26 protein-coding genes are annotated in these 24,406 nt (G+C 61.8%); 8 read left to right on the forward strand and 18 right to left on the reverse strand.

The annotated features are described in order from the left end of the window. Nucleotides 1–138: 138 nt before the first annotated feature. A complete protein-coding gene (locus RL_RS07590) occupies nucleotides 139–1,152 on the reverse strand; it encodes a zinc-binding alcohol dehydrogenase family protein (protein ID WP_011651160.1) in 1,014 nt (337 codons plus the stop codon). A 103-nt stretch (nucleotides 1,153–1,255) separates the two neighbouring features. Between RL_RS07590 and RL_RS07595 the strand changes: the two genes are divergently transcribed. Then, nucleotides 1,256–1,660 carry a winged helix-turn-helix transcriptional regulator gene (locus RL_RS07595; RefSeq protein WP_011651161.1) on the forward strand — a complete coding sequence of 135 codons (405 nt, stop codon included), beginning with the start codon at nucleotides 1,256–1,258 and terminating at the stop codon, nucleotides 1,658–1,660. Here the strand turns inward: RL_RS07595 and RL_RS07600 are convergent. Further along, entirely contained in the window at nucleotides 1,619–2,845 is a 1,227-nt protein-coding gene (locus tag RL_RS07600) for an MFS transporter (RefSeq protein ID WP_011651162.1), read from the reverse strand. The genes RL_RS07595 and RL_RS07600 overlap by 42 nt on opposite strands. A gap of 301 nt (nucleotides 2,846–3,146) precedes the next feature. Here RL_RS07600 and RL_RS07605 point away from each other — a divergent pair, with 301 nt between their 5' ends. Continuing rightward, complete coding sequence (locus tag RL_RS07605) at nucleotides 3,147–4,091, forward strand: diacylglycerol/lipid kinase family protein (RefSeq protein ID WP_011651163.1); 945 nt, start codon at nucleotides 3,147–3,149, stop codon at nucleotides 4,089–4,091. A 34-nt stretch (nucleotides 4,092–4,125) separates the two neighbouring features. Here RL_RS07605 and RL_RS07610 read toward each other — a convergent pair whose 3' ends face one another. Further along, nucleotides 4,126–5,478, reverse strand: a complete 1,353-nt coding sequence (locus tag RL_RS07610) for a glutamine synthetase family protein (RefSeq protein WP_041936542.1) — start codon at nucleotides 5,476–5,478, stop codon at nucleotides 4,126–4,128. A gap of 82 nt (nucleotides 5,479–5,560) precedes the next feature. Between RL_RS07610 and RL_RS07615 the strand changes: the two genes are divergently transcribed. Further along, nucleotides 5,561–6,928, forward strand: a complete 1,368-nt coding sequence (locus RL_RS07615) for an aspartate aminotransferase family protein (protein ID WP_011651165.1) — start codon at nucleotides 5,561–5,563, stop codon at nucleotides 6,926–6,928. A 6-nt stretch (nucleotides 6,929–6,934) separates the two neighbouring features. Here the strand turns inward: RL_RS07615 and RL_RS07620 are convergent, their stop codons facing one another. The 4 genes from RL_RS07620 to RL_RS07635 form a co-directional block, all read right to left on the reverse strand. Then, nucleotides 6,935–8,419, reverse strand: coding sequence for an ArnT family glycosyltransferase (locus tag RL_RS07620; RefSeq protein ID WP_011651166.1), 1,485 nt, complete (start codon nucleotides 8,417–8,419; stop codon nucleotides 6,935–6,937). A 1-nt stretch (nucleotide 8,420) separates the two neighbouring features. Then, a complete protein-coding gene (locus tag RL_RS07625) occupies nucleotides 8,421–9,920 on the reverse strand; it encodes a glycosyltransferase family 39 protein (protein WP_011651167.1) in 1,500 nt (499 codons plus the stop codon). A 12-nt stretch (nucleotides 9,921–9,932) separates the two neighbouring features. Then, on the reverse strand, nucleotides 9,933–10,949 hold the full coding sequence (locus RL_RS07630; protein WP_003546851.1) for a glycosyltransferase family 2 protein: 1,017 nt from the start codon (nucleotides 10,947–10,949) through the stop codon (nucleotides 9,933–9,935). A gap of 137 nt (nucleotides 10,950–11,086) precedes the next feature. Further along, on the reverse strand, nucleotides 11,087–12,580 hold the full coding sequence (locus RL_RS07635) for an ArnT family glycosyltransferase (RefSeq protein ID WP_011651168.1): 1,494 nt from the start codon (nucleotides 12,578–12,580) through the stop codon (nucleotides 11,087–11,089). Nucleotides 12,581–12,755: 175 nt separating this feature from the next. On the opposite strand from RL_RS07635, the gene RL_RS07640 reads away from it, so the two are divergent. Beyond that, nucleotides 12,756–13,718 (forward strand): lysylphosphatidylglycerol synthase domain-containing protein, encoded by a 963-nt coding sequence (locus RL_RS07640; RefSeq protein WP_011651169.1) that lies wholly within the window; start codon nucleotides 12,756–12,758, stop codon nucleotides 13,716–13,718. Here the strand turns inward: RL_RS07640 and RL_RS07645 are convergent. The 4 genes from RL_RS07645 to RL_RS07660 are packed head-to-tail and all read right to left on the reverse strand — an operon-like array spanning nucleotide 13,689 to nucleotide 16,025. After that, nucleotides 13,689–14,927, reverse strand: a complete 1,239-nt coding sequence (locus tag RL_RS07645) for an RNA polymerase sigma factor (protein ID WP_011651170.1) — start codon at nucleotides 14,925–14,927, stop codon at nucleotides 13,689–13,691. The genes RL_RS07640 and RL_RS07645 overlap by 30 nt on opposite strands. A gap of 9 nt (nucleotides 14,928–14,936) precedes the next feature. Continuing rightward, entirely contained in the window at nucleotides 14,937–15,296 is a 360-nt protein-coding gene (locus RL_RS07650) for a YciI family protein (RefSeq protein ID WP_011651171.1), read from the reverse strand. Nucleotides 15,297–15,298: 2 nt separating this feature from the next. Then, nucleotides 15,299–15,658, reverse strand: a complete 360-nt coding sequence (locus tag RL_RS07655; protein WP_011651172.1) for a YciI family protein — start codon at nucleotides 15,656–15,658, stop codon at nucleotides 15,299–15,301. Between the two features lie 10 nt (nucleotides 15,659–15,668). Continuing rightward, nucleotides 15,669–16,025: a YciI family protein gene (locus tag RL_RS07660; protein ID WP_011651173.1), complete on the reverse strand. Its 357-nt coding sequence runs from the start codon at nucleotides 16,023–16,025 to the stop codon at nucleotides 15,669–15,671. Between the two features lie 152 nt (nucleotides 16,026–16,177). Here RL_RS07660 and RL_RS07665 point away from each other — a divergent pair, with 152 nt between their 5' ends. Further along, nucleotides 16,178–16,393 carry a hypothetical protein gene (locus RL_RS07665; protein ID WP_225510320.1) on the forward strand — a complete coding sequence of 72 codons (216 nt, stop codon included), beginning with the start codon at nucleotides 16,178–16,180 and terminating at the stop codon, nucleotides 16,391–16,393. A gap of 9 nt (nucleotides 16,394–16,402) precedes the next feature. On the opposite strand, the gene RL_RS07670 is transcribed toward RL_RS07665, so the two are convergent. The 3 genes from RL_RS07670 to RL_RS07680 form a co-directional block, all read right to left on the reverse strand. Further along, on the reverse strand, nucleotides 16,403–17,905 hold the full coding sequence (locus tag RL_RS07670; RefSeq protein ID WP_011651175.1) for an AMP nucleosidase: 1,503 nt from the start codon (nucleotides 17,903–17,905) through the stop codon (nucleotides 16,403–16,405). A 171-nt stretch (nucleotides 17,906–18,076) separates the two neighbouring features. Beyond that, nucleotides 18,077–18,256, reverse strand: a complete 180-nt coding sequence (locus RL_RS07675) for a hypothetical protein (protein ID WP_028741487.1) — start codon at nucleotides 18,254–18,256, stop codon at nucleotides 18,077–18,079. 272 nt (nucleotides 18,257–18,528) lie between these two features. Further along, nucleotides 18,529–18,864 carry a DUF2147 domain-containing protein gene (locus RL_RS07680; protein WP_011651176.1) on the reverse strand — a complete coding sequence of 112 codons (336 nt, stop codon included), beginning with the start codon at nucleotides 18,862–18,864 and terminating at the stop codon, nucleotides 18,529–18,531. Between the two features lie 441 nt (nucleotides 18,865–19,305). On the opposite strand from RL_RS07680, the gene RL_RS07685 reads away from it, so the two are divergent. Then, a complete protein-coding gene (locus tag RL_RS07685) occupies nucleotides 19,306–19,575 on the forward strand; it encodes an SEL1-like repeat protein (RefSeq protein ID WP_011651177.1) in 270 nt (89 codons plus the stop codon). Between the two features lie 54 nt (nucleotides 19,576–19,629). Beyond that, nucleotides 19,630–20,381, forward strand: a protein-coding gene (locus tag RL_RS39025; RefSeq protein WP_122330842.1) for an IS5 family transposase whose coding sequence is annotated in 2 segments (ribosomal slippage) — nucleotides 19,630–19,960 and nucleotides 19,960–20,381 — 753 coding nt in all. Because the reading frame shifts where the segments join, the coding sequence is not laid out codon by codon here. A gap of 204 nt (nucleotides 20,382–20,585) precedes the next feature. On the opposite strand, the gene RL_RS07695 is transcribed toward RL_RS39025, so the two are convergent. From RL_RS07695 to RL_RS07705, 3 genes are all read right to left on the reverse strand, one after another. Beyond that, the gene (locus RL_RS07695; RefSeq protein ID WP_011651179.1) at nucleotides 20,586–21,701 is read right to left on the reverse strand and encodes a pyridoxal phosphate-dependent aminotransferase; all 1,116 of its coding nucleotides are present in this window, start codon (nucleotides 21,699–21,701) and stop codon (nucleotides 20,586–20,588) included. Between the two features lie 113 nt (nucleotides 21,702–21,814). Continuing rightward, a complete protein-coding gene (locus RL_RS07700) occupies nucleotides 21,815–22,216 on the reverse strand; it encodes a hypothetical protein (protein WP_003546879.1) in 402 nt (133 codons plus the stop codon). A 242-nt stretch (nucleotides 22,217–22,458) separates the two neighbouring features. Beyond that, a complete protein-coding gene (locus tag RL_RS07705) occupies nucleotides 22,459–22,860 on the reverse strand; it encodes a DUF2177 family protein (RefSeq protein WP_011651180.1) in 402 nt (133 codons plus the stop codon). A 162-nt stretch (nucleotides 22,861–23,022) separates the two neighbouring features. Here RL_RS07705 and RL_RS07710 point away from each other — a divergent pair, with 162 nt between their 5' ends. Further along, nucleotides 23,023–23,469 carry a host attachment protein gene (locus RL_RS07710; RefSeq protein WP_011651181.1) on the forward strand — a complete coding sequence of 149 codons (447 nt, stop codon included), beginning with the start codon at nucleotides 23,023–23,025 and terminating at the stop codon, nucleotides 23,467–23,469. Between the two features lie 47 nt (nucleotides 23,470–23,516). On the opposite strand, the gene RL_RS07715 is transcribed toward RL_RS07710, so the two are convergent. Continuing rightward, nucleotides 23,517–24,383, reverse strand: a complete 867-nt coding sequence (locus tag RL_RS07715) for a LysR family transcriptional regulator (protein WP_011651182.1) — start codon at nucleotides 24,381–24,383, stop codon at nucleotides 23,517–23,519. Nucleotides 24,384–24,406: the final 23 nt, after the last annotated feature.

The raw sequence follows: 24,406 nt of genomic DNA on the forward strand, positions 1-24,406 counted from the left end.
GTGGTCTCGCACGCGGAAAAAGTCAAGCGGGATAAATGCTTAACGCCAGAATGCCGCACCCCCGCGATGCGGCATTCTGGCGGACATGGTTTGTAGATCTTGCTGCTCCGAAAAACACCGGCCCTGCCGGCTGCGATCTCAGAATCCTGCAAGCACCGCCTTGCCCTTCATCCTGCCGCTTTCGACCATGGCATGCGCCGTCTGGAGGTTTGCCGCATTGATCGGCCCGACGATCTCCGAAAGCGTGGTGCGGATCTTTCCGGCGTCGATGAGCTCGGAAATCTTGTTCAGCAGCTTGTGCTGCTCGATCATGTCAGGCGTGCCGTAGAGCGGGCGGGTGAACATCAGCTCCCAATGAACGGAGACGGCCTTGCGCTTAAAGGGCACGATATCGAGCATCTTCGGATCGTCGATCAGCGCGAAGCGGCCCTGCGGCGCGATCGCTTCGACGATGTCGCCGATATGGCTGTCGGTATTGGTGGTGGAGAATATGAATCCCGGCGCGCCGATGCCGAGCGCTGCAACCTGCGGCGCGATCGGCCTGGAATGGTCGACGACATGATGTGCGCCGAGTTCCTTCACCCAGCCCTGCGTTTCCGGGCGCGAGGCCGTGGCGATCACCGTCAGGTCGGTCAATGCCCGGGCGATCTGAATGGCGATCGAGCCGACGCCGCCGGCGCCGCCGATGATCAGGATGGCGCGTCCCGCTCCCGAAACCGCGTCCTGCACCTTCAGCCGGTCGAACAGCGCCTCGTAGGCCGTGATCGAGGTCAACGGCAGGGCGGCGGCGGCAGCGAAGTCGAGGCTCTTCGGTTTGGTGCCGACGATGCGCTCGTCGACGAGATGGAATTCGGCATTGCTGCCCGGGCGGCTGATGACCCCGGAGTAGAACACCTCGTCGCCGGGCTTGAACAGGGTGACATCAGCGCCGATGGCCTTGACGATGCCGGCGGCATCCCAGCCGAGCACCTTCAACTCGTCTGCGGGCGGTGCGGAATGGGCGCGCACCTTGACGTCGACGGGATTGACCGAAACGGCTTTGATCTCGACGAGCAGATCATGGCCTCCAGCCTCCGGCATCGGCAGCTCGACATCGATCAGCGAGGTTTCGGCGGAGATCGGTTGGGGCGTTTTATAGGCGACGGCGCGCATGGGAAACTCCTGTGTTCGTTGCACGGAAGCTAGATGCGCACTATGTTCTGACAACGCAAGAATGCACAAATTCTGTACGTAGTACCCAAAAGGATACTGTAAAATGTCATTGCCGCGCGCCAAGCTCGTCAAGAATTTCCCCGGCTGCCCGGTCGAAGCGACGCTGACTTACCTCGACGGGAAGTGGAAGGGCGTGATCCTGTTTCATCTGATGCAAGGAACCCTGCGCTTCAACGAATTGCGGCGTAAACTGCCGGCCGTGACCCAGCGCATGCTGACCAAGCAGCTGCGTGAACTGGAAGAGTCTGGCCTGGTATCACGCACCGTCTATCCGGTTGTGCCGCCAAGGGTCGAATATGCAATGACGCCGCTCGGCATGACGCTCGAGCCCGTCATCCAGGCATTGGCCGCCTGGGGTGACGATTATGTCTTCTGCAGCCCGGAAGGCCGCGAGCTGCGCCTGGCCTCAGACGGCCTGCGCGCTCCGATCGCGGCGCTCGAGGCGTAGAGAGGCTGCAAAGACGAACAGGCCGAGGAAGGACAGCGCCGCGCCGACATAACCGGTCGCCGCAAAACCGTAACCCCCGGCGATGACGAGGCCGCCGAGCCAGGCGCCGATCGCATTGGCGATGTTGAAGGCGGAATGGTTGGACGCGGCCGCAAGCGTCTGCGCGTCGGCGGCGACATCCATCAGCCGCGTCTGCAGCGCCGGGCCGGCGGCAAAGCCGCAGCCGACGAGGAAGACGGAGAGACCGAGCAAATAGGGATTGGCGGCGGTCAGCGAGAAGGTGGTCAGCACGACGATATTATAGATCAGCGACCCGCCGATCGTGCCGAGAAGCGATTTGTCGGCGAGCCACGAGCCGATGAAATTGCCCGCATTCATGCCGACGCCGAAGAGGACCAGCATGATCGGAACGGCTGTTTCCGGCAGCATCGCCACCTCAGTCGTCGTCGAGGCGATATAGCTGAACATCGCGAACATGCCGCCGTAACCGACGGCGGCGATGCCGAGCGTCAGCCACACCTGCGGCCGGCGGAAGGCGCCGAGTTCTCGCAGGAAGCCCGCTTCCGCGGAAACCCTGTCCTTCGGAACGTAGAACCAGATCAGCACCACGGTCAGCAGGCCGAGCACGCCGACCGAGAAAAACGCCACCTGCCAGTCGAGCGACTGGCCGAAGAAGGTCGTAAAAGGCGTGCCGAGAAGTGTGGCAACGGTCAGGCCGAGCATGACGCGGCCAACGGCACGGGCGCGGCGATGCGCCGGCACCATCGAGGCGGCGACAAGGGCCGCGACGCCGAAATAGGCGCCATGCGGCAGGCCACTTACGAAGCGCAGCAGCGTGAAGCTTTCGAATGTCGGCGCCATGGCGCTCGATATATTGCCGGCGGCAAAGATCAGCATCAGGGTCAAAAGCAGCGTGCGGCGCGCCATCTTCGCGGCGAGCACGGCAATAACAGGTGCGCCGACGACGACACCGAGCGCATAGGCGCTGATGACGTAGCCGGCTTGCGGCGTCGTGACCGAGAAGGTCTGGGCGACATTGGGCAGCAATCCCATGATCGCGAATTCGCCGGTGCCGATGCCGAAGCCGCCGCAGGCGAGCGCCAGCTGGACCAGTGCCACGGTCATTGCCGACGGCAGCTCTTGATCCCGGCTATCAACTGAAATATTGGCGGCAATCTCACTCACGAGAGCTCCTCGAGGCGGTTTCTGCTTGGCAATGGCCCTGGCGCGCAGGCGCGGCCGCAAGCCGATCGGTGGAAATGGCGGGAGGTGGAGACGATCTCTCCGATAGAGCATCTATCCGTGAGGTCCGGCCTGCCGTCGAGTGCATTTTTTGCAGTGCAGCGTCCTGCTATGTGCATACGTCTATTGCAATTTTTGCATTTCTGCCCTTTGTCAGGAAAGAAGGTTGCGCTTGAAATCGGCGATACCGCAACCATCTCAGGGGCAAGGCAGGAGCATTTCCGCGCCAGAGACGGGAGCTCTTATGAAGCTTGTAGGCTTTTTCAATCGCGACGGCGGAACCTTCAAGACCACCGACATGCTGGCCTATGAAAAAAGGGCGGAGACGGCTTTCCGCGAAGCGGGGCACGATTTCGACGCCATCGTCTTCTCAGGAAAGGAAATCGTTCCTGCCATGGAGCGGGCGGCCAAGCGCGACGATATCGACGGCATCGTTGCCGGCGGCGGCGATGGCACGATTTCGGCGGCGGCATCGATTGCCTGGAAAAACGGAATTGCGCTCGGCGTCGTGCCAGCCGGCACGATGAACCTCTTTGCCCGCTCGCTGCGTGTGCCGCTCGATATCTGGCAGGCGCTCGATGTGCTTGCCTCCGGCGAGGTCGACAATGTCGATATCGCCAGCGCCAACGGCCGGCCCTTCATCCACCAGTTTTCCGCCGGCCTGCATGCCCGCATGGTGCGCTACCGCAACGCCTACAGCTATCGTTCCCGGCTGGGCAAGATTCGGGCGAGCACCAAGGCGGCTTTGGGCGTCATCTTCAACCCGCCGGAATTCGAGGTCGAGTTCGAGGCGATCGGCATGCGCGAGCGCCGCAGGGTGTCGGCCATATCAGTCTCCAACAATCCCTTCGGCGAGAACGCGCTGCTCTACGCCGATAACTTGAGAAGCGGCGAACTCGGCTTCTACACGGCAAATCCGCTGAAACCCCTCGGCGTCGCCCGTCTCGCCATCGACATGCTGCGCGGCAAGGTCCGCGAGAATGCCGATGTCATGGTGATGCACCCGGCCGAAGTGCACCTGCATTTCCCGAAACTGCGTTCCAAGGCCAATTGCGTCATGGACGGCGAGCTGCTGCCGCTCGAACGCGATGTCTCGATCCGGCTGCATCCGGGCGAATTGAAGGTTCTCGTCAAGCAGGGTCTCGCCGCTCAAGTGAATGCGGACGAACGCCGCGAGCCCGCTGCGTAAGTCGGCCCGCTGCGTAAGTCGGCGCTGCGTAATTTCAGAGCCGCGGCAGATAGGTGCGGTAGTCGAAATCCGAAACGGTGCGCAGATGCGCAAGCGCTTCCTTGCGCTTGGTGTCGCCGTAGAGCGCCTGATAGCGCGCGCCGAAGATATCGGCGATGAACGGCGAGGTGCGGAAGGTCTCGACGGCGCTGAGGAAATCATGCGTCAGTCGCGTCGTATTCGCAGGTATGTGCGAGGGCGTCGTCTCTTCGCCGGGGTCGAGTTCGCCATCGAGACCGGCGAGCATGCCGCCGAGGATCGCTGCCAGCAGCAGATAGGGATTGGCGTCGGCGCCGGCGACGCGGTGTTCGATGCGTGCGGCCGGGCCATCCTTGTCGGGGATGCGGATCGCCGTGCCGCGATGGCCGCTGCCCCATGTCAGATCCACAGGCGCAAACGAGCCCGGCTGGAAGCGGCGGTAGGAATTGGCAAAGGGAGCAAAGATCAGTTGCGCCGCGCGCATGGTATCGAGCAGGCCTGATATCACCGATTTGATGAGCTTCGGTTCGCCGCCCTTGGCATCGAGAATGTTGCGGCCTTGCCCGTCGATGATGCTCGCATGCACATGCAGGCCGGAGCCGGCATGTTCGGAATAGGGCTTGGCCATGCAGGTCGATTTCAGCCCATGCCGGCGCGCCGCCTGTTCGGCGATGCGCTTGAGATAGAGGCAATCGTCTGCGGCTGCCAGCGCATCCGCGCGGTGCAGCAGGTTGAACTCGAACTGGCCCGGACCGAACTCCGCCGTCGTCGCATCCGCCGGCAGGTTCTGCGCCTTCGCATAGGCCCTCAGCGTCTGCAAATAGCCATCGAGCGCGTCGACGGCGCTCATGTCGTAGAGCTGGAAACCGTTCGGTTCGCCGCGATAGGTCAGGCTTTCCGGCGGGCAGGGGCGTCCGGTCTCGCGCCAGTCACCCGACATCACGTAAAATTCCAGTTCGGTGGCGACGACGGGCGTCAGCCCGCGCGCCGCATAGCGCTCGACCACCGAGGCGAGGATGGCGCGCGGATCCATGAAGCTCGGGCTGCCGTCGAATTCATGCATGGTTGCGAGCACCTGCATCGAGCCCTCGGGCGCCCAGGGCATCGGCGCCAGGCTGCGCCGGTCGGGGATGACCTTGCCGTCGGGATCGCCGATCGTCAGCGACAGCCCGGTGATATCGTCATTGTCGTCGCCCCAGATGTCGAGCGATTGCGTCGAGGTCGGCAGGCGGATGTCGCCGGCCCAGACCTTGTCTTCGGTGCCAGGCGGAAGCTGCTTGCCGCGCAGGTCGCCGTTCATGCCGACGATCAGGACCTCGAAACGCGGGTCACCGTTGTCGGCCTTGCCGTGCATCCTGTCGCTTGCCATGACCTTGAAAATCCTCCGGGACAAGGCCAAGCTCCTATCTCATCGACATCAGCCTTTCAATCCGCAAGGGTCTTTACCAATCATGCCCGATACTTACCCACCCTCGAACCTTGCCGCGATCGACGCTGCGCACCACCTGCATCCCTTCGCCGACATGAAGAAGCTGAATGCCGAGGGCGCGCGTATCATCCAGCGCGGCGAGGGCGTCTACATCTTCGACAATCACGGCAGGAAATATCTCGATGGCTTCGCCGGCCTCTGGTGCGTCAATATCGGCTATGGCCGCCGGGAGATCGCCGATGCCGCCACCAGGCAGATGAACGAGCTGCCCTATTACAACACCTTCTTCGGCACGACCTCGACGCCGGCGACGCTGCTGGCGCAGAAGGTCACTTCCCATGCCGGCGAGCGGTTCAACCATATCTTCTTCACCGGCTCCGGCTCGGAGGCGAACGACACCTGGTTCCGCATGGCCCGCGTCTATTGGAGCGCCGTCGGCAAGTCGTCGAAGAAGATCGTCATATCGAGAAAGAACGGCTATCACGGTTCGACCGTCGCCGGCGCCAGCCTCGGCGGCATGAAATACATGCATGAGCAGGGCGACTTGCCGATCCCGGGCATCGTCCATATCGGCCAGCCCTATTGGTATGGCGAGGGCGGCGATCTCTCACCCGCCGAATTCGGTCTCAAGGTTGCCCGCGAGCTCGAAGCGAAGATCGACGAACTGGGCGAGGAGAATGTCGCCGCCTTCGTCGCTGAGCCGGTACAGGGGGCTGCCGGCGTCATCATCCCGCCCGAGACCTACTGGCGGGAGATCGACCGCATCTGCAAGGCGCGCAATATCCTGCTGGTGACCGACGAGGTGATCTGCGGTTTCGGCCGTCTGGGCGCCTGGTTCGGCCACCAGTATTTCGGCGTCGAACCCGATCTGGCACCGATCGCCAAGGGGCTTTCCTCCGGCTATCTGCCGATCGGCGGCGTGCTCGTCAGCGACCGCGTCGCCGATGTGCTGATCAACGAGGTCGGCGACTTCAACCACGGTTTCACCTATTCCGGCCACCCGGTCTGCGCTGCCGCAGCCCTCGAAAACCTGCGCATCATCGAAGAGGAAAGACTGGTCGAACGCGTGCGCGACGATATCGGCCCCTATTTCGGCAAGGCCTGGGCAGCGCTGGCAGACCATGATCTGGTCGGCGAAGCCGTCAGCATCGGCCTGATGGGCGGCCTGCAGCTTGCCGCCGAGAAGAGCACGCGCACCCGTTATGCCAAGCCCGATCAGGTCGGTGCGTTGGTGCGCAACCACGCGCTGGCGAACGGTCTGGTGCTGCGCGCCACCGGCGACCGCATGCTCGCCTCGCCGCCGCTCGTCATCAGCCACGCCGAGGTGGACGAGATGGCGAGGATTACCAGGCTGGCGCTCGATTTGGCCTGGAAGGAGCTGAAACCCTGATTGCGCTCAGCCAGGCTGATTGACCCAGGCATAGCCGAAACGGTAGCGGTCGTCGCCGCGCCCGTAGAAATAGGGCACGTCGATCACCGACGCCTCAGGTGCGGACGTGCCGAGATTGGCCTGCAGCCATTCAGCCATATCAGGCGGCAGCGCTTCGCTTCCGCCCTTGGGGAGGAGCCACACGAGGAGAAGCGGTCGTCGGCTGGTAAGATCCGGGTTGAAGCCGGGATAATCCGCGGAGAGGATCGGCACGCCGGGAATATCCTGCCTGAGATTGCCGGCGAGCAGGCTGTCGCCGGCAAGGATCGCCGCCGGTTCGGCCTGTTTGCGCAGGATTTCCAGCATGCCGGCATAAGGCCTGTTCAGCCGCTCGTAATGGCCGGTGAAGCGTGCGGCCGCAACACTTCCGTAGAGGGCCGCCGGCACGCCGATCATGATGACGGCGACGACAGGTATGAAGCGCCGCAACGCCTTGCCGGTCTCGACGCCCGCGGCCTCGATCTTCAGGCAGAAATAGAGCGGCAGGATGAAGAGCATCGGCACCAGCCAGCGATCCTTGATGCCGGCCGCACCGCCGAAGACGATCAGAAGCAGAATGCCGGCCAAGAAGACGAGCATCATCCGCTCGAGAAGCCGCGTCCATTCCGAGCCGGAGCCGAGCGCCGGACGAAGGCTCTTGCCGAAGACGATCGCGAACACCGCCACGGTCAATGCGGCAAAGCTGATGATGGCGAGAGCGAGCGAGCTGACGCCCATCGCCACCTGCGTGAGATAGCTCGCATCGCCGCTCGCGGTCATCTTCTCCAGTGTGCGTGCGGTGGCGAAATCGAGATTGTCCTTCAGCCAGAAGAGATGCGGCAGGGTGATGACGAGCGCCACCGCCGCCGTCAGCCCCAGCCGCCAGTCGAAGATCCGCGGCCGCAGGCGCGCATCCGAAAGCGCGGCAATCAGGGCTGCCGCCGGCAGGATCGCGAAATTATATTTGGCAAGCAGGCCGAAACCGATGCCGATGCCTGCGATCAGATAGGAGGCAAGGCTTGGCTGCTTCAGGCTGCGGATGAAGCCGTAGAAGAAGATGCTGGCCGAGAAGAACACCGCGACCGTGTGCGTCAGGTCGCGCTGCATCTCGAAAGCCATCTGCGGGATGGTCAGCAGCCCGAGCGTGGCGATCGCCACCAGCGCCTTGTCGCGCAGCACGAGCCGCGCGGTCAGGCCGTAGAGCAGATAGGAGATGAAGAGCAGAAGGTTCTTCACGATGGAAAGGGCGGTTAGCGAGACGCCGGCAAACTGGAAGACGGTGTATTGCAGCCAGTTGTAGAAGGGCGGCTGCGGGCCGTAGCCGGCGGCAAGCCATTGCGAGCGGAAGGCCTGTTCGGCCTCGTCGAGATCGAGCGAATGCGAGGTTGCGAGCCGCACGCCGACCTGGAGCACGAAATAGGCGGCCAGCAGGGCGAAGATCCAACTGATGTCGCGACGGTTGCTCTCGGTCATCCTATCTGGTCTCCGGCCGAACCCAGGCGTAGCCGAGCGCGAAATTGTCGCCCTGGCGGCCGAAATAATAGGGAAGCGACAGCGAGCCGATCTCCTGCAGCGCGATGCCCGCCGCCGTCAGCGCCGAAGAGAACCGCTCCGGCATGACCGCATCGGCAGCCGTCGCCGTCTTCTTGCCGCGCCAGACGATCAGCACCGGCCCCTTGGCCTCGGCATAGGCTGGAATGCCCGGCGCCGGAAAATCCGGGATCACTACCGGCACATCGGGAAATTGCAGCCGCATGTTTCCGCCGATATAGGTGTCGGAAGCAATCACCAGCGCCGGTTCCGCCTGTCGCGTCATCTCGCGCGCGAAACCCGCCATTGGCACATTCGGCCGGCTGTAAGTGCCGATCAGCCCGGCGCCGACGACGCGGAAGCCGAGTGCGATTAGCACGCAGGCCATCAGCACCGGCAGCACCGGCCGGAAGCGGCGCAGTCCGGCGGAAAGGTCGAGCCCGGCGGCCTGCATTTTCGCCAGGAAATAGATCGGCAGCACCAGCAGGAAGGGGTCGAGCCAGCGCTCGCGCACCGTGGTGGAGCCGGTGAACAGCACGATGAGAGCAATGCCGGCAAGACTTGCGAGCATCATCCGCTCCATCATCCCTGTCCAGCGGTTGCCTGCCGAAAGCGCCCGGACAAAATCCCGGCGGAAGGTGGCGGCGAATATCACCACCGGCAGCGCCGCAAAGGCGATGATGGCGACGAGAAAGGCGAGAAGGCCTTTGCCGATCCGCACGGCGCCTGCGGGTTCGCTGCCGGCGGCCATCTTGACCAGAGTGTCGGAGGAGGCGAATGCGAGGTTGCCCTGCAGCCAGACCGCGTGCGGCAGGACGATGACGAGCGCGACGGTGATCGCTGCCAGCATGCGCCAGTCGAGCGCCCGGCGCCGCCATTCGGCGTCGGGCAGGATGGCGATCAAGGCGACGACAGGCATCAGCGCGAAATTATATTTCGAGATCAGCCCGATGCCGGTCGCAAGCCCGAGCAGCAGGTAGCTCGCCATATCGGGCCGGTCGAGCGTGCGGAAGAAGCCGTAGAGAAACAGCGAGCTGGCAAAGAGCAGCGCCGTCGTGTGGGTCAGATCCTGCTGGGCCATGTAGGAGACCTGGGGCAGGGTGATCAGCGCCAGCATGCCGACAGCGGCAAGCGCCTCGTCCTTCAGCACGCGCCGCCCGGCGAGGCCATAGAAGAGATAGGACAGGAACAGCAGGATGTTCTTCGGAACGATCAACGCTCCGATCGAGATGCCCGTCACCGAAACGACGGCATATTGCATCCAGTTGTAAAAGGGTGGCTGCGGGCCGTAGCCCGCCAGCAGATATTGCGAGAAGAAGGATTGCTCGGCCTCGTCGAGCTCCAGCGAATGCGGAAGCACGATGCGCAGCACGATGTTGAGCACGAAATAGGCTGCAAGCAGCAGGCCCGCGGTTTTAATCGTCCTCGTCGCGCGCTCCAGCATCGTGCTGCCGGCTTAGGCTTGGCTTTGATCGTCGAAGATCTGCCGCACGATATAATTCGGAGAGGCATCGTCGCGGTAATAGGTGCGCGCGATCATTTCCGCCAGGATGCCGGTGGTGATCATCTGCACCGACGACAGCAGCAGCACGACGCCGACCATCAGCATCGGTCGCGTGCCGATGTCGTTGCCCAGGATGAACTTGTCGAAGCCGAGATAGAGCAGGATCAGCATGGCGAGAGCGCCGAGGCCTAGGCCGAGCGAACCGAAGAAATGCCCCGGCCGCGCCTTGTAGCGCATGAAGAACATCACCGACAGCAGATCGAGGATGACGCGGAACGTGCGCGAGATGCCGTATTTCGAAACGCCGTGCTCGCGGGCGTGGTGGGTGACGGCCATCTCGCCGATGCGCGAGCTCGGCACGACACCGGCGACCCAGGCGGGGATGAAGCGGTGCATCTCGCCCATCAGCTTCACCTGCTTGATTATCGAGGCACGGTAGATCTTCAGGCTGCAGCCGTAATCGTGCAGCTTGACGCCGGTAATGCGGCCGATCAGGTAGTTGGCGCACCAGGAGGGGATCTTGCGCAGGAACAGACCGTCCTTGCGGTTCTTGCGCCAGCCGACCAAGAGATCGAGTTCACGCCGTTCCAGCTCGGAGACCATCGAAGGAATGTCCTTCGGATCGTTCTGCAGGTCGCCGTCCATCGTCGCGATCAGGCGGCCACGGGCGGTATCGATGCCGGCCTGCATGGCGGCTGTCTGGCCGAAGTTGCGCTGCAGCTCGACGATCCTGAGCGCCAGCCCCTCGCGTCCGACATATTTGCGGGCGTTGACGAGCGTCGCATCCGTGCTGCCGTCGTCGACGAGGATCAGCTCCCAGCGATGGGGGTAGCTGACCATCGCAGCCGCGACACGCTCGACGAGCGGGCCGACGCTTTGCTCTTCGTTGAAAATGGGCACGACCAGCGACAGTTCGAGCGATTGTACCGGATCATTCGTACCGCGAATGGGCTCTACGGTTGTCTGCAACTTTCATCTCCAAAAGGCCGGACGGTCGAGCAATCTTTAATGCTGCCGCCGCACTTGCGGAAGGCTACTACATGAAGTGTCCGCCGGTTGCCAGCGGGCAATGCGGATTCCCGCAATCGGCTGATCTGCCGGGGGCGCTATTTCGCGCCGCCTTCCACCCAGGAGTAACCAATGGAGAAGCTGCGTTTGCCGTCACCGAAGAGATAGGGCAGCGTCAGCGTCTTCAACTCTGGCAGATGAATGCCCGATTTGACGAGGTCATTGGCGAAGCCGGGGGAAATTGTCGGATCATCTGCGGTCTCGCCGCGCCAGATAACCAGCACCGGTCCCTTCGCGTCCGCATATTCGGGAACTCCGGGGCCGGGGAAGAACGGGATCACGACGGGAACATCGGGAAACTGCAGCCGCATGTTGCCGGCAATGAACTTGGTTCCCGCCACGATGAGAACCGGCTTGCGGGTCGCGGTCAATTCAGCCACGTAGCCGGAAAAGGGTACGTTCGTTCTCGTATAAGTGCCGATGTATTGAATGCCGACGATCCGGAAAAGAAGGATCGACAGGATGACGACCATGAAGACCGGCACCACGGGTCGGAAGCGCGCAAGACCGGCGGAAAGATCGATGTCTGCGGTTTCCAGTTTCAGGAACAGATAGATCAGCAGGACAAGCAGGCATGGGTCGAGCCAGCGCTCGTGGATATCGCTCGCGCCGGCGAAGAGGACCACGCCGACGAAGGCGAGCAGGCTGATGACCATCATCCGTTCGATCACCCGGATCATCGGGCTGGAAGAGGAGAGCGCGCGAAAAAAGTCGCGCCGGAAGGCGGCAGCGATCAGGACGATCGGCAATGCGACGAAGCCGAGGACGGCGATGACGAGAGACAGCAGTCCTTGCCCGATGCGCGGGAGGCCGGCCGGGGCCAGGTGTTCGGCAGTCATTCGCTCCAGCGTTGGCGCAGAGGCGCTGGCGAGATTGTCGGGCAGCCAGAGCGCATGCGGCAGCACGATCAGAATGGCAAGGACGGCCGCCGGCAGCAAACGCCAGTCGATGAGACGGCTGCGCCATTCCCGCTCCGGCAGCACGGCGATGAGGGCGGCAAATGGCAGGATGGCGAAATTATACTTCGAGATGAGCCCGATGCCGGTGGCGATGCCGATGAGGAGATAGCTCCCGATCGTCGGTTGGCGCAGTGTGCGGAAAAAACCGAAGAGGAAGAGCGAGGTCGCAAACAGCAGGGCAACCGTATGGGTCAATTCGCGCTGCGCCATCAGGCCGACCTGCGGCAGGGTAATCAGGCTCAGCATGGCGAGCGCTGCGAGCGAACGGCTCTTCAGCACCTCGCGGGCAGCAAGCCCGTAGAAGAGATAGCAGCCGAAGAGAATGATGTTCTTCGGCACCGAGAGCACCCACATCGATATGCCGGTCACCGAAACGATGGCATATTGGATCCAGTTGTAGAAGGGCGGCTGCGGGCCGTAGCCGGCAAGCAGGTATTGCGAGTAGAAGGATTGCTCCGCCTCGTCGAGATCGAGCGTATGCGGCAAGGCGATGCGAAGCGCGATGTTCAGCAGGAAATAGGCCGCCAGAAAAATGCTTGCGCTCGTAATGCTTCTGGTAATCCGCTCCAACATCGATCTCCACGTCAAGCCGGCAAGGCGCCATCACGGCCGATCGGATCGTCGGCGTGGAAGCATGTTCGCCACCGCCGCCATCAACTCCGTCGTTGTGCGCAACCTTCATTTCTCCTAAAAGGCCTGGCGACGGAACCGCTGCCTATGCCGAAGCCAAGCAAGGAATGCCTACTACATGAAGAGTTCGATCGTTGAAAGCCGGCAATCCTGGTTTATGCGCAATCGCATGACCGTTCTGACGGTCGTCATCGTCGCAGCCTATGGCCTCTTCATCCAATGGTTCTGGGGTTGGCCTGTTATCATCAGGCAGTGGGCCGATGTCGGCGCGGGTCCGGTGATCGGTGCGCTGGTGCTGCTGACGAGCACCTATTTCCTGCGCACCTGGCGTATCTATGATTATTTTCCGAAGGAAACGGCTGGGCGGTTCGCGGTCCTCTTCCGCGTCACGCAGATCCACAATCTGCTGAACATCATGCTGCCCTTCCGCGCCGGCGAGACCAGCTTTCCGCTGCTGATGCGCACCGAATTCGGCATTCCGCTGACGCGCGGAACCTCGGCGCTGTTCGTCATGCGGCTGCTCGACCTGCACGCGCTTCTGGCCGCCGCCGGCATCGGCTTTGCGATCGCTTCAGCCGATGCCGCTATTGCCTGGTCGCTCTGGACTGTCTTCCTGCTGCTGCCGGTCGCGGCCTTCGCCGCCCGCAAGCCGCTGCTGCGCCTGGCCGCCAGACTGCTGCCGAACAAGGCGCAGAAATTCGTCGCCGAGATCGAAAACGGCTTGCCGCTTGATGCCATCGCCTTTGCGCGCGCCTGGGCGATGACCATCGTCAACTGGGTGGTGAAGGTGATGGTGCTCGCATGGGCGCTCGGCCTGATGGGCGTGCTGCCGATGGCGGCAAGCTTCGGCGGCGCGCTCGGCGGCGAACTCTCCTCCGTGCTGCCGATGCATGCGCCAGGCGGCGTCGGCACTTATCCGGCCGGCATCACTGCCGGCGCCATCGCTTTGGGCGCCTCGAGCGAGCGGTTGGCCCTGGCCGCGCTGGCGCAGGCAAGCGTCAATGCCCACTTGCTGATCATCGTCTCGGCGCTCACCGGCACGGCGATCTCACTACCGCTCGGACGTCGCGGCAAGCTCTGAAATCCGTCTTCTCAGAAACGCCTGCTCCGGCTCCTGCCGGCAGAGCGACAGCGCTGTTTGATAGGCGGCGATCGCCTCTTGCCTCCGACCGAGACGGCGCAGGAAATCGGCGCGCGCCGAATGGGCGAGGTGATAGGCCTGCAGCTCCCCGCGTCCCAGAATGGCATCGACCAGTTCCAGCCCCTTCGCCGGCCCTTCCGCCATGGCAATCGCCACGGCGCGGTTGAGCTCGACGATCGGGGAGGGCTGTGCTGCCAGAAGCAAATCGTAATAAAAGGCGATCCGCCGCCAGTCGGTCTCTTCGGCAGCGGGCGCCTTGGCATGTTCGGCGGCGATCGCCGCCTGCAGCGTATAGATGCCGATCTCTCCGGCTTCCATCGCCGCAGCGAGCAGCGTCAGGCCTTCCGCAATCTTCGCATGATCCCAGAGCGAGCGGTCCTGATCGGCAAGCAGCACCAGCGATCCGTCTCCGACTCGGCGGGCGGTGCGGCGGGAATCCTGCAGCAGCATCAAGGCCAGCAGGCCGGAGACGTCGGGATGCGGCAGCAGCGCCAGAAGCAGTCGCGCCAGACGGATCGCTTCTGCGGTCAGGTCGGCGCGGACCACCTCCTCGCCCGAAGAGGCCGAATAGCCCTCGTTGAAGACGAGGTAGATGACGTGCAGCACCCGGTCTAGCCGCGGCGGCAGCGCCTCGCGGCCCGGCACCTCGTAGGGGATATTCGCCGCCCGGATCCTGCCTTTGGCGCGCACGATCCGCTGCGCTACCGTCGGCGCCGGAATGAGGAAGGCATGGGCGATCTCTTCGGTGGTCAGCCCGCAGATTTCCCTGAGCGCCATCGCCATCTGCGCATCGGCCGGGATGAGCGGATGGCAGCAGGTGAAGATCAGCCGCAGCATGTCGTCCTCGATCGGTTCCATGTCGCCGATCTCCGTTGCATCGGGCGTGTAGAGGCTGTCCTCGATGTGATGCTGCGAAGCATCGAAACGCACCCGCCGCCGGATCGTATCGATCGCCTTGAAGCGCCCCGTCGAAACGAGCCAGGCGAAGGGATTGCCGGGAATGCCGTCTGTCGGCCATGTCCGGGCGGCGGCGGCAAAGGCGTCGTGAACCGCCTCCTCCGCCCGGTCGAAATCGCCGAGCAGACGGATCAGCGTCGCCAGCACCCGGCGCGACTGCGTTCGGTAGATTTCTTCGATGACGCTTTCCAATCGGTCACCTCAATCCGGCAGGGTCAGTATCCGCACGGGCCGGAGTTCGACCGCGCCGAAACGCGCCGACGGGATCCGCCCGGCAATCTCCCTGGCTTTCATCACATCCGGCGCCTCGATGACGTAGAAGCCGGCCAGGTGCTCCTTCGTCTCGACATAGGGGCCGTCCGTGGCGGAGAGCGTGTTGTTGCGAACGCGCAGCACGGTCGCCTTGTCAGGCATCTCCAAGGCATCGGAGTGGATCATGATGCCTTCGCGGCACAGCTCCTCATCAAAAGCGAAATGCGCTTTGATAAGTTCGTCGGTTTCATCAGGCGTCAGCGTTCCGTCGGTGTCGGTGCTGCTATAAATCAGGCAGATGTAGCGCATGGCTATTTCCCATCCTGGATAGCGTAAGTCGGGCGCACTTCGATCGAGCAATATTTGAGGATCGGAAAACTCGACACGATCGTCTTCGCCTCGTCGATATTCTCGGCTTCGATCAGCACAAAACCGCCGAGATGCTCTTTGATTTCGGCAAATGGGCCATCGGTCGCAGAGACGTCGCCATTGCGCAGGCGGACCGTGATCGCTGTTGACGGGTCATGCAAGGCAAGCGCCACCAGCAGATGACCGCTCTCGCGCCAGCGATTGTCGCTGATGATGCACTCCTGTGTCAGCGCATCCCATTCGGTCTGGGGGACCAGCTTGCTTTTTTCCGTGTCGAACCAGATCTGGCATAGAAATTTCATTGGTCTCTCCTCACTTAGCTCCGAATTCGTGGATTGGCCGCACTTCGATCGCGCCGAGCCTGGCCAGCGGGATGCCCGCGGCAATGCGGATCGCTTCGTTGAGATCCTTGGCCTCGATCAGGATAAAGCCGCCGAGCGACTCCTTCGTCTCGGCGAAGGGACCGTCCGTCACCGATGTATCGCCATTGCGCACCCGTACGGTCACCGCCGATTTTGGCGGCTGCAACGCCTGGGCGACGATCATATGCCCGCGGTCGACGAGGTCCTTGTCATAGTTCAAGGAATTGGTGTCGAGTTCGGCCTTCTCTTCTTTCGTCATGGCGTCGAGTATCCCGCCATCGAACCAGACCTGGCAGAGATATTTCATTGCGGGCAGCCTCCTTGCTCTGTTCCTATAATTATGGACGAACGATCTGCACGCATTTCGACAGCGGCGAAATTTTTTTGTGCGAACGAAGTGTCGAAATCGCAAGGCAGCACTCGACAAGGCTTCATCGAAACCTGTCGAGGAGAACTGAAATGAGCATTCTTGAAATCGCCCTGGCAAGCCAGATCTGGGCACGCCGCCGTGAAAAGCGTCAGCTGGTACTCGACGATGCCGATGCGCTGAAGGTTCTTCTGCGCATCGCATATGTCTTCGTGGCCTTCACCCTGCTGATCGCTGGGCTGAACCTTGCCGCCGGCAGGCCGCAGATGCTGGCCGAGGGGTCGGCGCCTGTCGTGACGGGCAGATGAGGAAACGGCCTATTGGAAGGCCGTTTCGAAGAAGCTGCGCAGCTTGCGTGAATGCAGCGCTTCCTTCGGCATGGCGGCAAGCTTCTGGACGGCGCGGATGCCGATCTGCAGATGCTGGTTGACCTGCGTGCGGTAGAAGGCCGTCGCCATGCCCGGCAGTTTCAATTCGCCGTGCAGCGGCTTGTCGGAGACGCAGAGCAGCGTGCCATAGGGCACGCGGAAGCGGAAGCCGTTGGCGGCGATCGTTGCCGATTCCATGTCGAGCGCGATCGCGCGCGCCTGGGAGAGCCGCTTCACCGGCCCGCGCTGGTCGCGCAGTTCCCAGTTGCGATTATCGATCGTGCCGACGGTTCCGGTGCGCATGATGCGCTTCAGCTCGAAGCCCTCATAGCCGGTGATTTCGGCAACGGCCGCTTCCAGCGCCACCTGCACTTCGGCCAGCGCCGGGATCGGCACCCAGATCGGCAGGTCGTCGTCGAGAACATGATCCTCGCGCATATAGGCATGGGCGAGAACATAATCGCCGAGCCGCTGACTGTTGCGAAGACCGGCGCAGTGGCCGAGCATCAGCCAGGCATGCGGGCGCAGCACGGCGACGTGGTCGGTGATCGTCTTGGCGTTGGAGGGGCCGACGCCGATATTGATCATGGTGATCCCGGCATGGCCCTTCTTCTTCAGATGATAGGCCGGCATCTGCGGCAGGCGGGCGAGGGCAGCATCCGTTTCCGGCGCGTTCGAGCCGGGCAGGGTGACGACATTGCCGGGCTCGACGAAGGCGGTATAGCCGTCGCTGTCCTCCGCCATCAGCTTGCGCGCCCAGCTGCAGAATTCGTCGATATAGAACTGGTAGTTCGTAAACAGCACGAAATTCTGGAAATGCTCGGCATGCGTCGCCGTGTAATGCGACAAGCGGGCAAGGGAATAGTCGATGCGTTGCGCGGTGAACGGCGCAAGCGGCGAGGGCTCTCCCGGCGGCGGGATATATTCGCCATTGGCAATCTCGTCGTCGGTGGTGTTGAGGTCGGGCGTGTCGAAGATATCGCGCATCGGAATGTCGACGAATGCGGTCGTCGATGCTTCCACATGCGCACCCTCGCCGAAGGCGAAGTGCAAGGGGATCGGCGTCGTCGATTCCGAGACGATGACAGGAATATTGTGGCTCTTCATCAAGAGCGCCAGCTGCTCGTTAAGGTAATGCTTGAAGAGCTTCGGACGGGTGACAGTCGTCGTATAGATGCCGGGTGCCGTGACGTGACCATAGGAAAGCCGCGAATCGACATGGCCGAAACTTGTCGTCTCGATGCTGACCTGCGGATAGAAAGCGCGGTAGCGGGAGGAGATCGGAGCGCCCTGCGCAAGTTCGGCAAAGTTCTGGATGAGGAACGCCGTGTTGCGCTCGTAAAGCGCTGTCAGCGTCTCGACCGCCTTGGCGGGATCATCGAAGCTCTGAGGCTGGAAAGGCGGTGGAGAGGATGTGTCGAGGGGCGACAAAAGGGAGATTCGTTTGTTCATGACGCATTATAGAGAGTTGTTCTTGACAAGCAAACGACGCGCGCCGGCGGATTCCGATTTTTTATCTTCTTGCGCGTCTGGTGCGAATACCTCTTGCCCAACGTGCGCAGCGGTTTTGAGACAACGACATGCATAAACCAAAGACTCAAAGCGCATCGCGATGCGCTTTACTCACCGCACCGCAGGCGCGCAGAAGGTGCCGCTTCTCTCCAGGCAGGTGTAGTTCGCCCCGAAATGCGACTGCGCGCCGCCGCCGCCATTATGCACCACGACTGCCGAAAACGTGACCGCGAAGATCGCCGCAAACAGTGTGATGATGCTAAGGCGTCTTGCCAGAATATAGTGGTTCATTGCCTTGCCCCCGATACGCAACTCTATCGTGAGAAGAGTTTTGGCATGCGACGGCTGAACGAGTGCTGAGATGCCGGTTCATCCGCCGTTCAGCTTGCCAGACAGGCTCGGCCAGGTTGCGGAGAGGATCAGGAGGGGTTCGCCGGGGAGTTCGACGCCATTCGACTTCGCCGGGTGGCGTAGCGGAGGAGGCCGCAAGGGGCTTCGAAGCATGCCGCCGTGTCGTCGGCATGCTTCTGCATTTGGGATCGTTGCGCAGGCGCCCTATGGCTTCAGAGCCGCGTCCAGGTCTGCGACTTGCAGAGGATCTTCATCACGCAGCCCTGCATCCTCAGCGAATTGCCGGAAACCTTGCCTGCGCCGCTATAGGTCTTCTCGGCCGCCGGGTCGGTGATCTCACCAGCATAGCTGCCGCCGGTTCCCGCAAGCGTGCCGATCTTTCGGCCGGCATATTTGCCGGTCTTCAGCGTCACGCAATAACTGCCGCCGCAGGATGCGATCACCGCCGTATCGCCGGCGGCCGTCTTCCAGTTGCCGACGATCGGCTCCTCGGCATGGGCGATACCCGCGACTGTTATGACGCCGGCGAGAACGAAGCTACGGATCATCTTTTCCTCCATGATGTCCTTGATCGTCGCGAAAATAACTGACGCGAACGTAAAGGTAAATAAGGCGATCGCTGTTCTGCGGATCGGGTGAAACGGGAGAAAAAAGCCATGCGGCGAGCTTGTAAAGATATCGCCTGCTGATTTCATGATGAATGATCCGTTTATTTTCAAATCTGAATCTTTCGTAAAATTCGAGCGAAAATCCTTAATTCGCAAGGAATCTGATGTTTAACAAAAATCCAAATTTACCAAGCATTTGCACTTTGTTTGTCGCAAATTAATCATGCATTTTAGGCGTTTTTTGAAGGCCGCTTGGCATAGTGAAGCCATCAAACGAGCGGGGCAAACCCGCCGGACCGCAAGGGCCGCAAGCCGCTATAGACGGCAAGGCCCAGAGGTAAAACAGGGTAAGTCATAAACAGGCTAACAGGGATAAAACCGATGGCACGCTTTGAAATGCACAATGCTGAAACGGCCACCATGGGTGGCGACAACAACAGCGCCGATGTCTTCTGCGAAATGGGTCTGATGTATGCGACCGGCCGCGGCTGCAAAGTCGATCTCGTTGCTGCCCACAAATGGCTGAACATCGCCGCAATCAAGGGCAACGATCGCGCTGCCGAGCTTCGCGCCGACGTGGCCGCCGCCATGGACAAGATGCAGCTCGCAGCAGCGCTGCGCGCCGCCCGCGAGTGGATGACGGTTCACTAGGGGCTGTTGAGGTTCAGGGTTTCTTCTGGGGCTTGTTTGTGATTCAAGCTGCAGATGGAACGATTTGTGCTGACGGACGCCCAATGGGCGAAAATGGAACCACATTGCCACGGCAAGCCGTCTGATCCCGGCCGAAGTGGCAGCAACAACCGGCGCTTCATCGAGGCAATTCTTTGGATTGTGCGTACAGGAAGCCCGTGGCGAGATCTTCCCACGGTTTTTGGAAACTGGAACACGATCTACAAACGGTATCGCGATTGGGTCAAAGCCGATGTTTTCACAAGGCTTTTTGAGGTCTGCTCAGATGAGCCTGACATGGAATATGCCATGGTTGACGCCACCATCGTCAAGGTCCACCGCCACGGACAGGGCTCAAAAGGGGGACTCAGAGCCAGGCTATAGGGCGTTCGAAGGGCGGCATGACGACCAAGATCCTTGCGTTGACTGACGCACTTGGAAATCTCGTACGCTTTGTTCTTCTGCCCGGTCATCGCTTCGACACGGTGGGCGTTGCTCCGCTCATCGATGGCATTGGTTTTGACGGGCTGATCGCTGACAAGGCCTTCGACAGCAACCAAATCGTCGCTGATTTAAACGAGCGTGGAGCTAAGGTCGTCATCTCCCAGCATCCACGACGAAAAGCACCTCTTCCACTCGACAGCGAAATCTACAAATGGCGGCACCTCATCGAGAATTTCTTCTGCAAACTCAAAGAGTTCAAACGCATTGCAATGCGAGCGGACAAAACCGACCAAAGTTTCAGCGCAATCATTCACCTCGCGGCAGCCGTTATAAACTCAAGATGATTCTCAACAGCCCCTAGAGCAATTCCAGGAAAAGTGCGAAGCGGTTTTCCGTCCGGAATCGCGTCTAACACTGCCTCCGATCAGGAATTCGACAAAGCAGCAATAACAACCTCAAAAAGAGGGGCTGGCGGGGCGCTTTGGACGGGGCCGACGCCGGGAGAACGGAACCGCGACCGGATCCTCCACCGGCCGCGGTTCTTCGCTTTATCGGCGGATCTGTTTCAGGACCTGCGGCAGTGTCTCTTCGAGCAGCGCCATATCCGTCTCCGGCCCGACGCTGACGCGAATGCAGCGATTGAGCGGCGCCACGCCAGGCATGCGGATGAAGACGCCGTGCTCCATCAGCCCGTCGACGATCGCCCTGGCATAAGCGCCGTCGCGGCCGGCGTCGATCGCCACGAAATTCGTCGCCGAGGGCAACGGTTGAAGGCCGTTCGCCCGGGCAATGCCGCCGATCCGCTCCCGGCCCGCATGGATTTTCCCGACCACCTCGACGAGATAGGCCTGGTCCTTCAGCGCCGCGAGCGCTGCTGCCGTCGCCAGCCGGTTCATGCCGAAATGGTTGCGGATCTTGTCGAAGGCCTGTGCCGTGCCTGCCGTTGAGATCGCGTAGCCGGTGCGTGAGCCGGCAAGTCCGTAGGCCTTGGAGAAGGTGCGGGTGCGAACGACGTTCGGCAGCTCGATGAGCGAGGAGATCGACGGCAGCGAACCCGCCGGCCCCGTCTCGCTATAGGCCTCGTCGAGCACCATCAGCGTCGTCTCGGGCAGCGCACGGGCGAAAGCGACGATGCTGTCGGCATCCCACCAGCTTCCCATCGGATTGTCGGGATTGGCGAAATAGACGAGCGGCGCATTCTCGCGTTTCACCGCATCGAGCAGCCCCTCGAGATCCTCGCGGTCGTTTGCGTAGGGAACGGTCACCAACCGGCCGCCGAAACCGGCGACATGGAAATTGAAGGTCGGATAGGCGCCGAGCGAGGTAACGACGGGCGCGCCCGGCTCGATCACCAGCCGGACGATCTGGCCGAGCAATTCGTCGATGCCGCTGCCGATGGCGATATTGGCGGCCGAGATGCCGAGATGGGCGGCAAGCGCCTCCCGGAGCGCGAAATTCTCCGGATCATTGTATTTCCAGATATTGCCGGCCTCTTCGCGCATCGCTGCAAACACGGAAGCGGCTGGGCCGAAGCCGTTCTCATTGGCGCCGATGCGTGCCGAAACGGCAAGTCCGCGCTGGCGCTCGATCGCCTCGGGGCCGACGAAGGGAACTGTGGAGGGGAGGGCGCTGGCAAGAGGTGTGAAGCGCGAAAAGGCGGACATGCGAAGGTAGTTTCCCGGACATATTGACAATCGGCGCAACAATAGGCCCGGGCACGGCCAACGCAAGCAAGATTATTTCCGCAACGGCAGCGCCGCGCGTGTCGTCGGCCTGTTCACGCGCGGAAGATCGGCGCACGTCGGGCGTCGATTGCTTCCATGTTGCCGATCATGAAATCGGTGCGGACGACGCGGCGCAGAACCTCGGGGTCCATGATGTTGATGAACCGCACCCCGATGCGTTCCTTATGGCGATAGACCTCGGCGCAGCCGATCCGATAGGCGAGGCCAAGAATGTTGAGATAATAATGCTTCGGCAGGCCGGCCGTGGTCGAGACGATGAAGGTGGCGCCGCCCTGCGAGATATCGATGATCTCGGCGCTTCGCATCGACACACCGGTCAGGCACGGGCGGACAGCGACGATGCGGGCGGGTCGCTTGACGTTGAACTCTTCCCAGCGCAGGTCGTAGACAGCGGATTTGACCGTGGCAAGGTGTGTAGCGCGGAGCATAGTCATTCACATTCTCCGTCAGACAGGGCACATTTGGGGTCTTGATCACGAGCAAGCTGGTCTTGATCGCGAGCAAGTCTGGTCTTGATTTCATTCAAGCTGGGGTCTTGCTCCAACCAAGGTCACATGAATGTTTTGCACATTCGTCAAAGATAAAATTACAATTTTAACGAGTTTAAACTTTGTTCCCAAGCGGGACGCCCGATGTTCATTATCGGGACGCGGGCTTTCATCTCCAGGCTTCCGTTTCAGCCAAAAAATCTGACGGCAAAATATCCGCCGGCGGCAGTCAGCGCCGTCAGAGCCGTGCCCCCGGCCATGTCGACCAGGCTCATGGCGAGCGGCCAGTTGCGAAGCGTGGCGAGATTGGTGATGTCATAAGTGCCATAGGCCGCCAGTCCCAGAATGGCACCGTGGAGAAACGCGGTGGTGATCGAGCCTGTCGATAGGGCCGGCAGCACGGCAAGCACAACCACCGCGGCGGCGAAGAACAGGTAGAACAGTGCGCCGACCGCCAGATTGGGCGAGGGCAGCATCAGCGCTCCCAGTTGGTCGCGGTAGAAGTTGCGGGCGATGAGGCCGAGCCATATCCCGTCACAGACGAGAAGGGTGAGAAAGGTGCCGGCATAGGCAAGCAGTGATGTCTTCATCGTCAATCTCCCGAGCTTGGCCTTTCTACGCAGCAAGGGTCGGCCGGATCGCCGCCCCGTTCGATTTCGGTGCAATTTTCCCGAACTCTTTCAATGGCCGAGCGTTGTGCCTTGATCGATGAAGCACGGCGCGCTTCGAATAACGACAGCGAGGAGTTGAAGATGACCGACGTCAAAATCCCTTGGAAATCATGGGTCGTGGTCTGCAACGGAGCCAAGGCTCTGATCATGCAGAATGCCGGCGATGCCCAGCTCATGAACCTGAAGGTGCTGGAAACTCTAACGCAGCCGAGCGAGCCCGACCGCGAGATCGGCGCCGACAAGCCCGGCCGCAGCCATGCCGCCGATGGCTTCAGCCGCAGTGCTGTCGAGGAGACCAACTGGCAGGATCAGGCCGAAGCCCAATTCCTGAAACAGGTCGCGGAAAGGCTGGATGAGCTGGCGCAGGAAAAGGATGTCCGCCGCATCGTCCTCGTTGCGCCGCCGAAAGCACTCGGCGCGCTGCGGCCGGCGCTCAGCGCCGATACGCAAGCAGCGATCTCCCTGGAATTGGCCAAAGACTATACCAATATGCCTGTCGATGAGATCGAGCGGCATCTCGCCGCCTGAGCCGGTTAGCAAGCTCAGTGAACGCGGGTCGAACGGCCCGCGTTTTCTTATGTCGCTGCCTTATGCCCGGCAAACAGGTCTTCATGATCGGCAAAGAGCGCCGCCAGGCGGTCGATGACGATCCTGACTTCTGGCCGCTGCCGCTCGTCGTCATGCGCAACGATCCACATGTCGTAGGTCAGTTCCTCGATGACAGGCCCGGCGCGGACGAGCCTGCGCTCCTGATCGCCGATGAAACAGGGGAGCACGCCGCGGCCGGCACCGCCGCGGATCAGGTAAAAGAGCATATGCGGCGTGTTCGTCCAGCTGGTGATCCAGGAATCCGGCTGTTCGAACGTCCATTTGTCCGCTGGCGTGATGGCGGTATCTGTGCCGAGCGAGATCCAGTTGCAGTTTTTCTCGTCATAGCCGGCCGCCTGATAAGCCGCATGCGCCACCTTGACCGAACGGCGGATCGCGACGTTGCCGCTCTCCGGCCGGCTGTGGCGAATGGCGATATGCGCCTCGCGATAGGTGAAATCGACACTCGCATCGCAGGTCTTGTAGCACATGCGGAAGCTGTCCTTCGGCGTCCAGACGCTGGCCAGATGGTCGGCGACGAAGCGCGAGGTCCAGCTGTCGGCGGCCGTCGAGACGATCGGCAGCGTCAGCACCTCGCCGCGCCAGTCGGAGATCGCACGCGCCGCATCCTGCATCAGCCGGACGCGATCGAGCAGCTCCTGCCCGTCCTTGGCGAGCAGATAACCGGTGGGGCCGCGGCTGAAGAGCGAGCGGCCCGTCACCCGTTCGAGCGCCAGCATGCGCCGGCCGATCGTCGGCGCGCTGAGCCCGGTGCTCGCCGCCGCCGCCGAAAGCCCGCCGCCGGTCGCAACATGGAAGAAAAGCTGCAGGTCGTCCCAGCTTGCATCTTTCATGGATGAAAACCCCCTTTCCCCAG

The organism is Rhizobium johnstonii 3841 (assembly GCF_000009265.1).
GTDB classification, from domain to species: domain Bacteria; phylum Pseudomonadota; class Alphaproteobacteria; order Rhizobiales; family Rhizobiaceae; genus Rhizobium; species Rhizobium acaciae.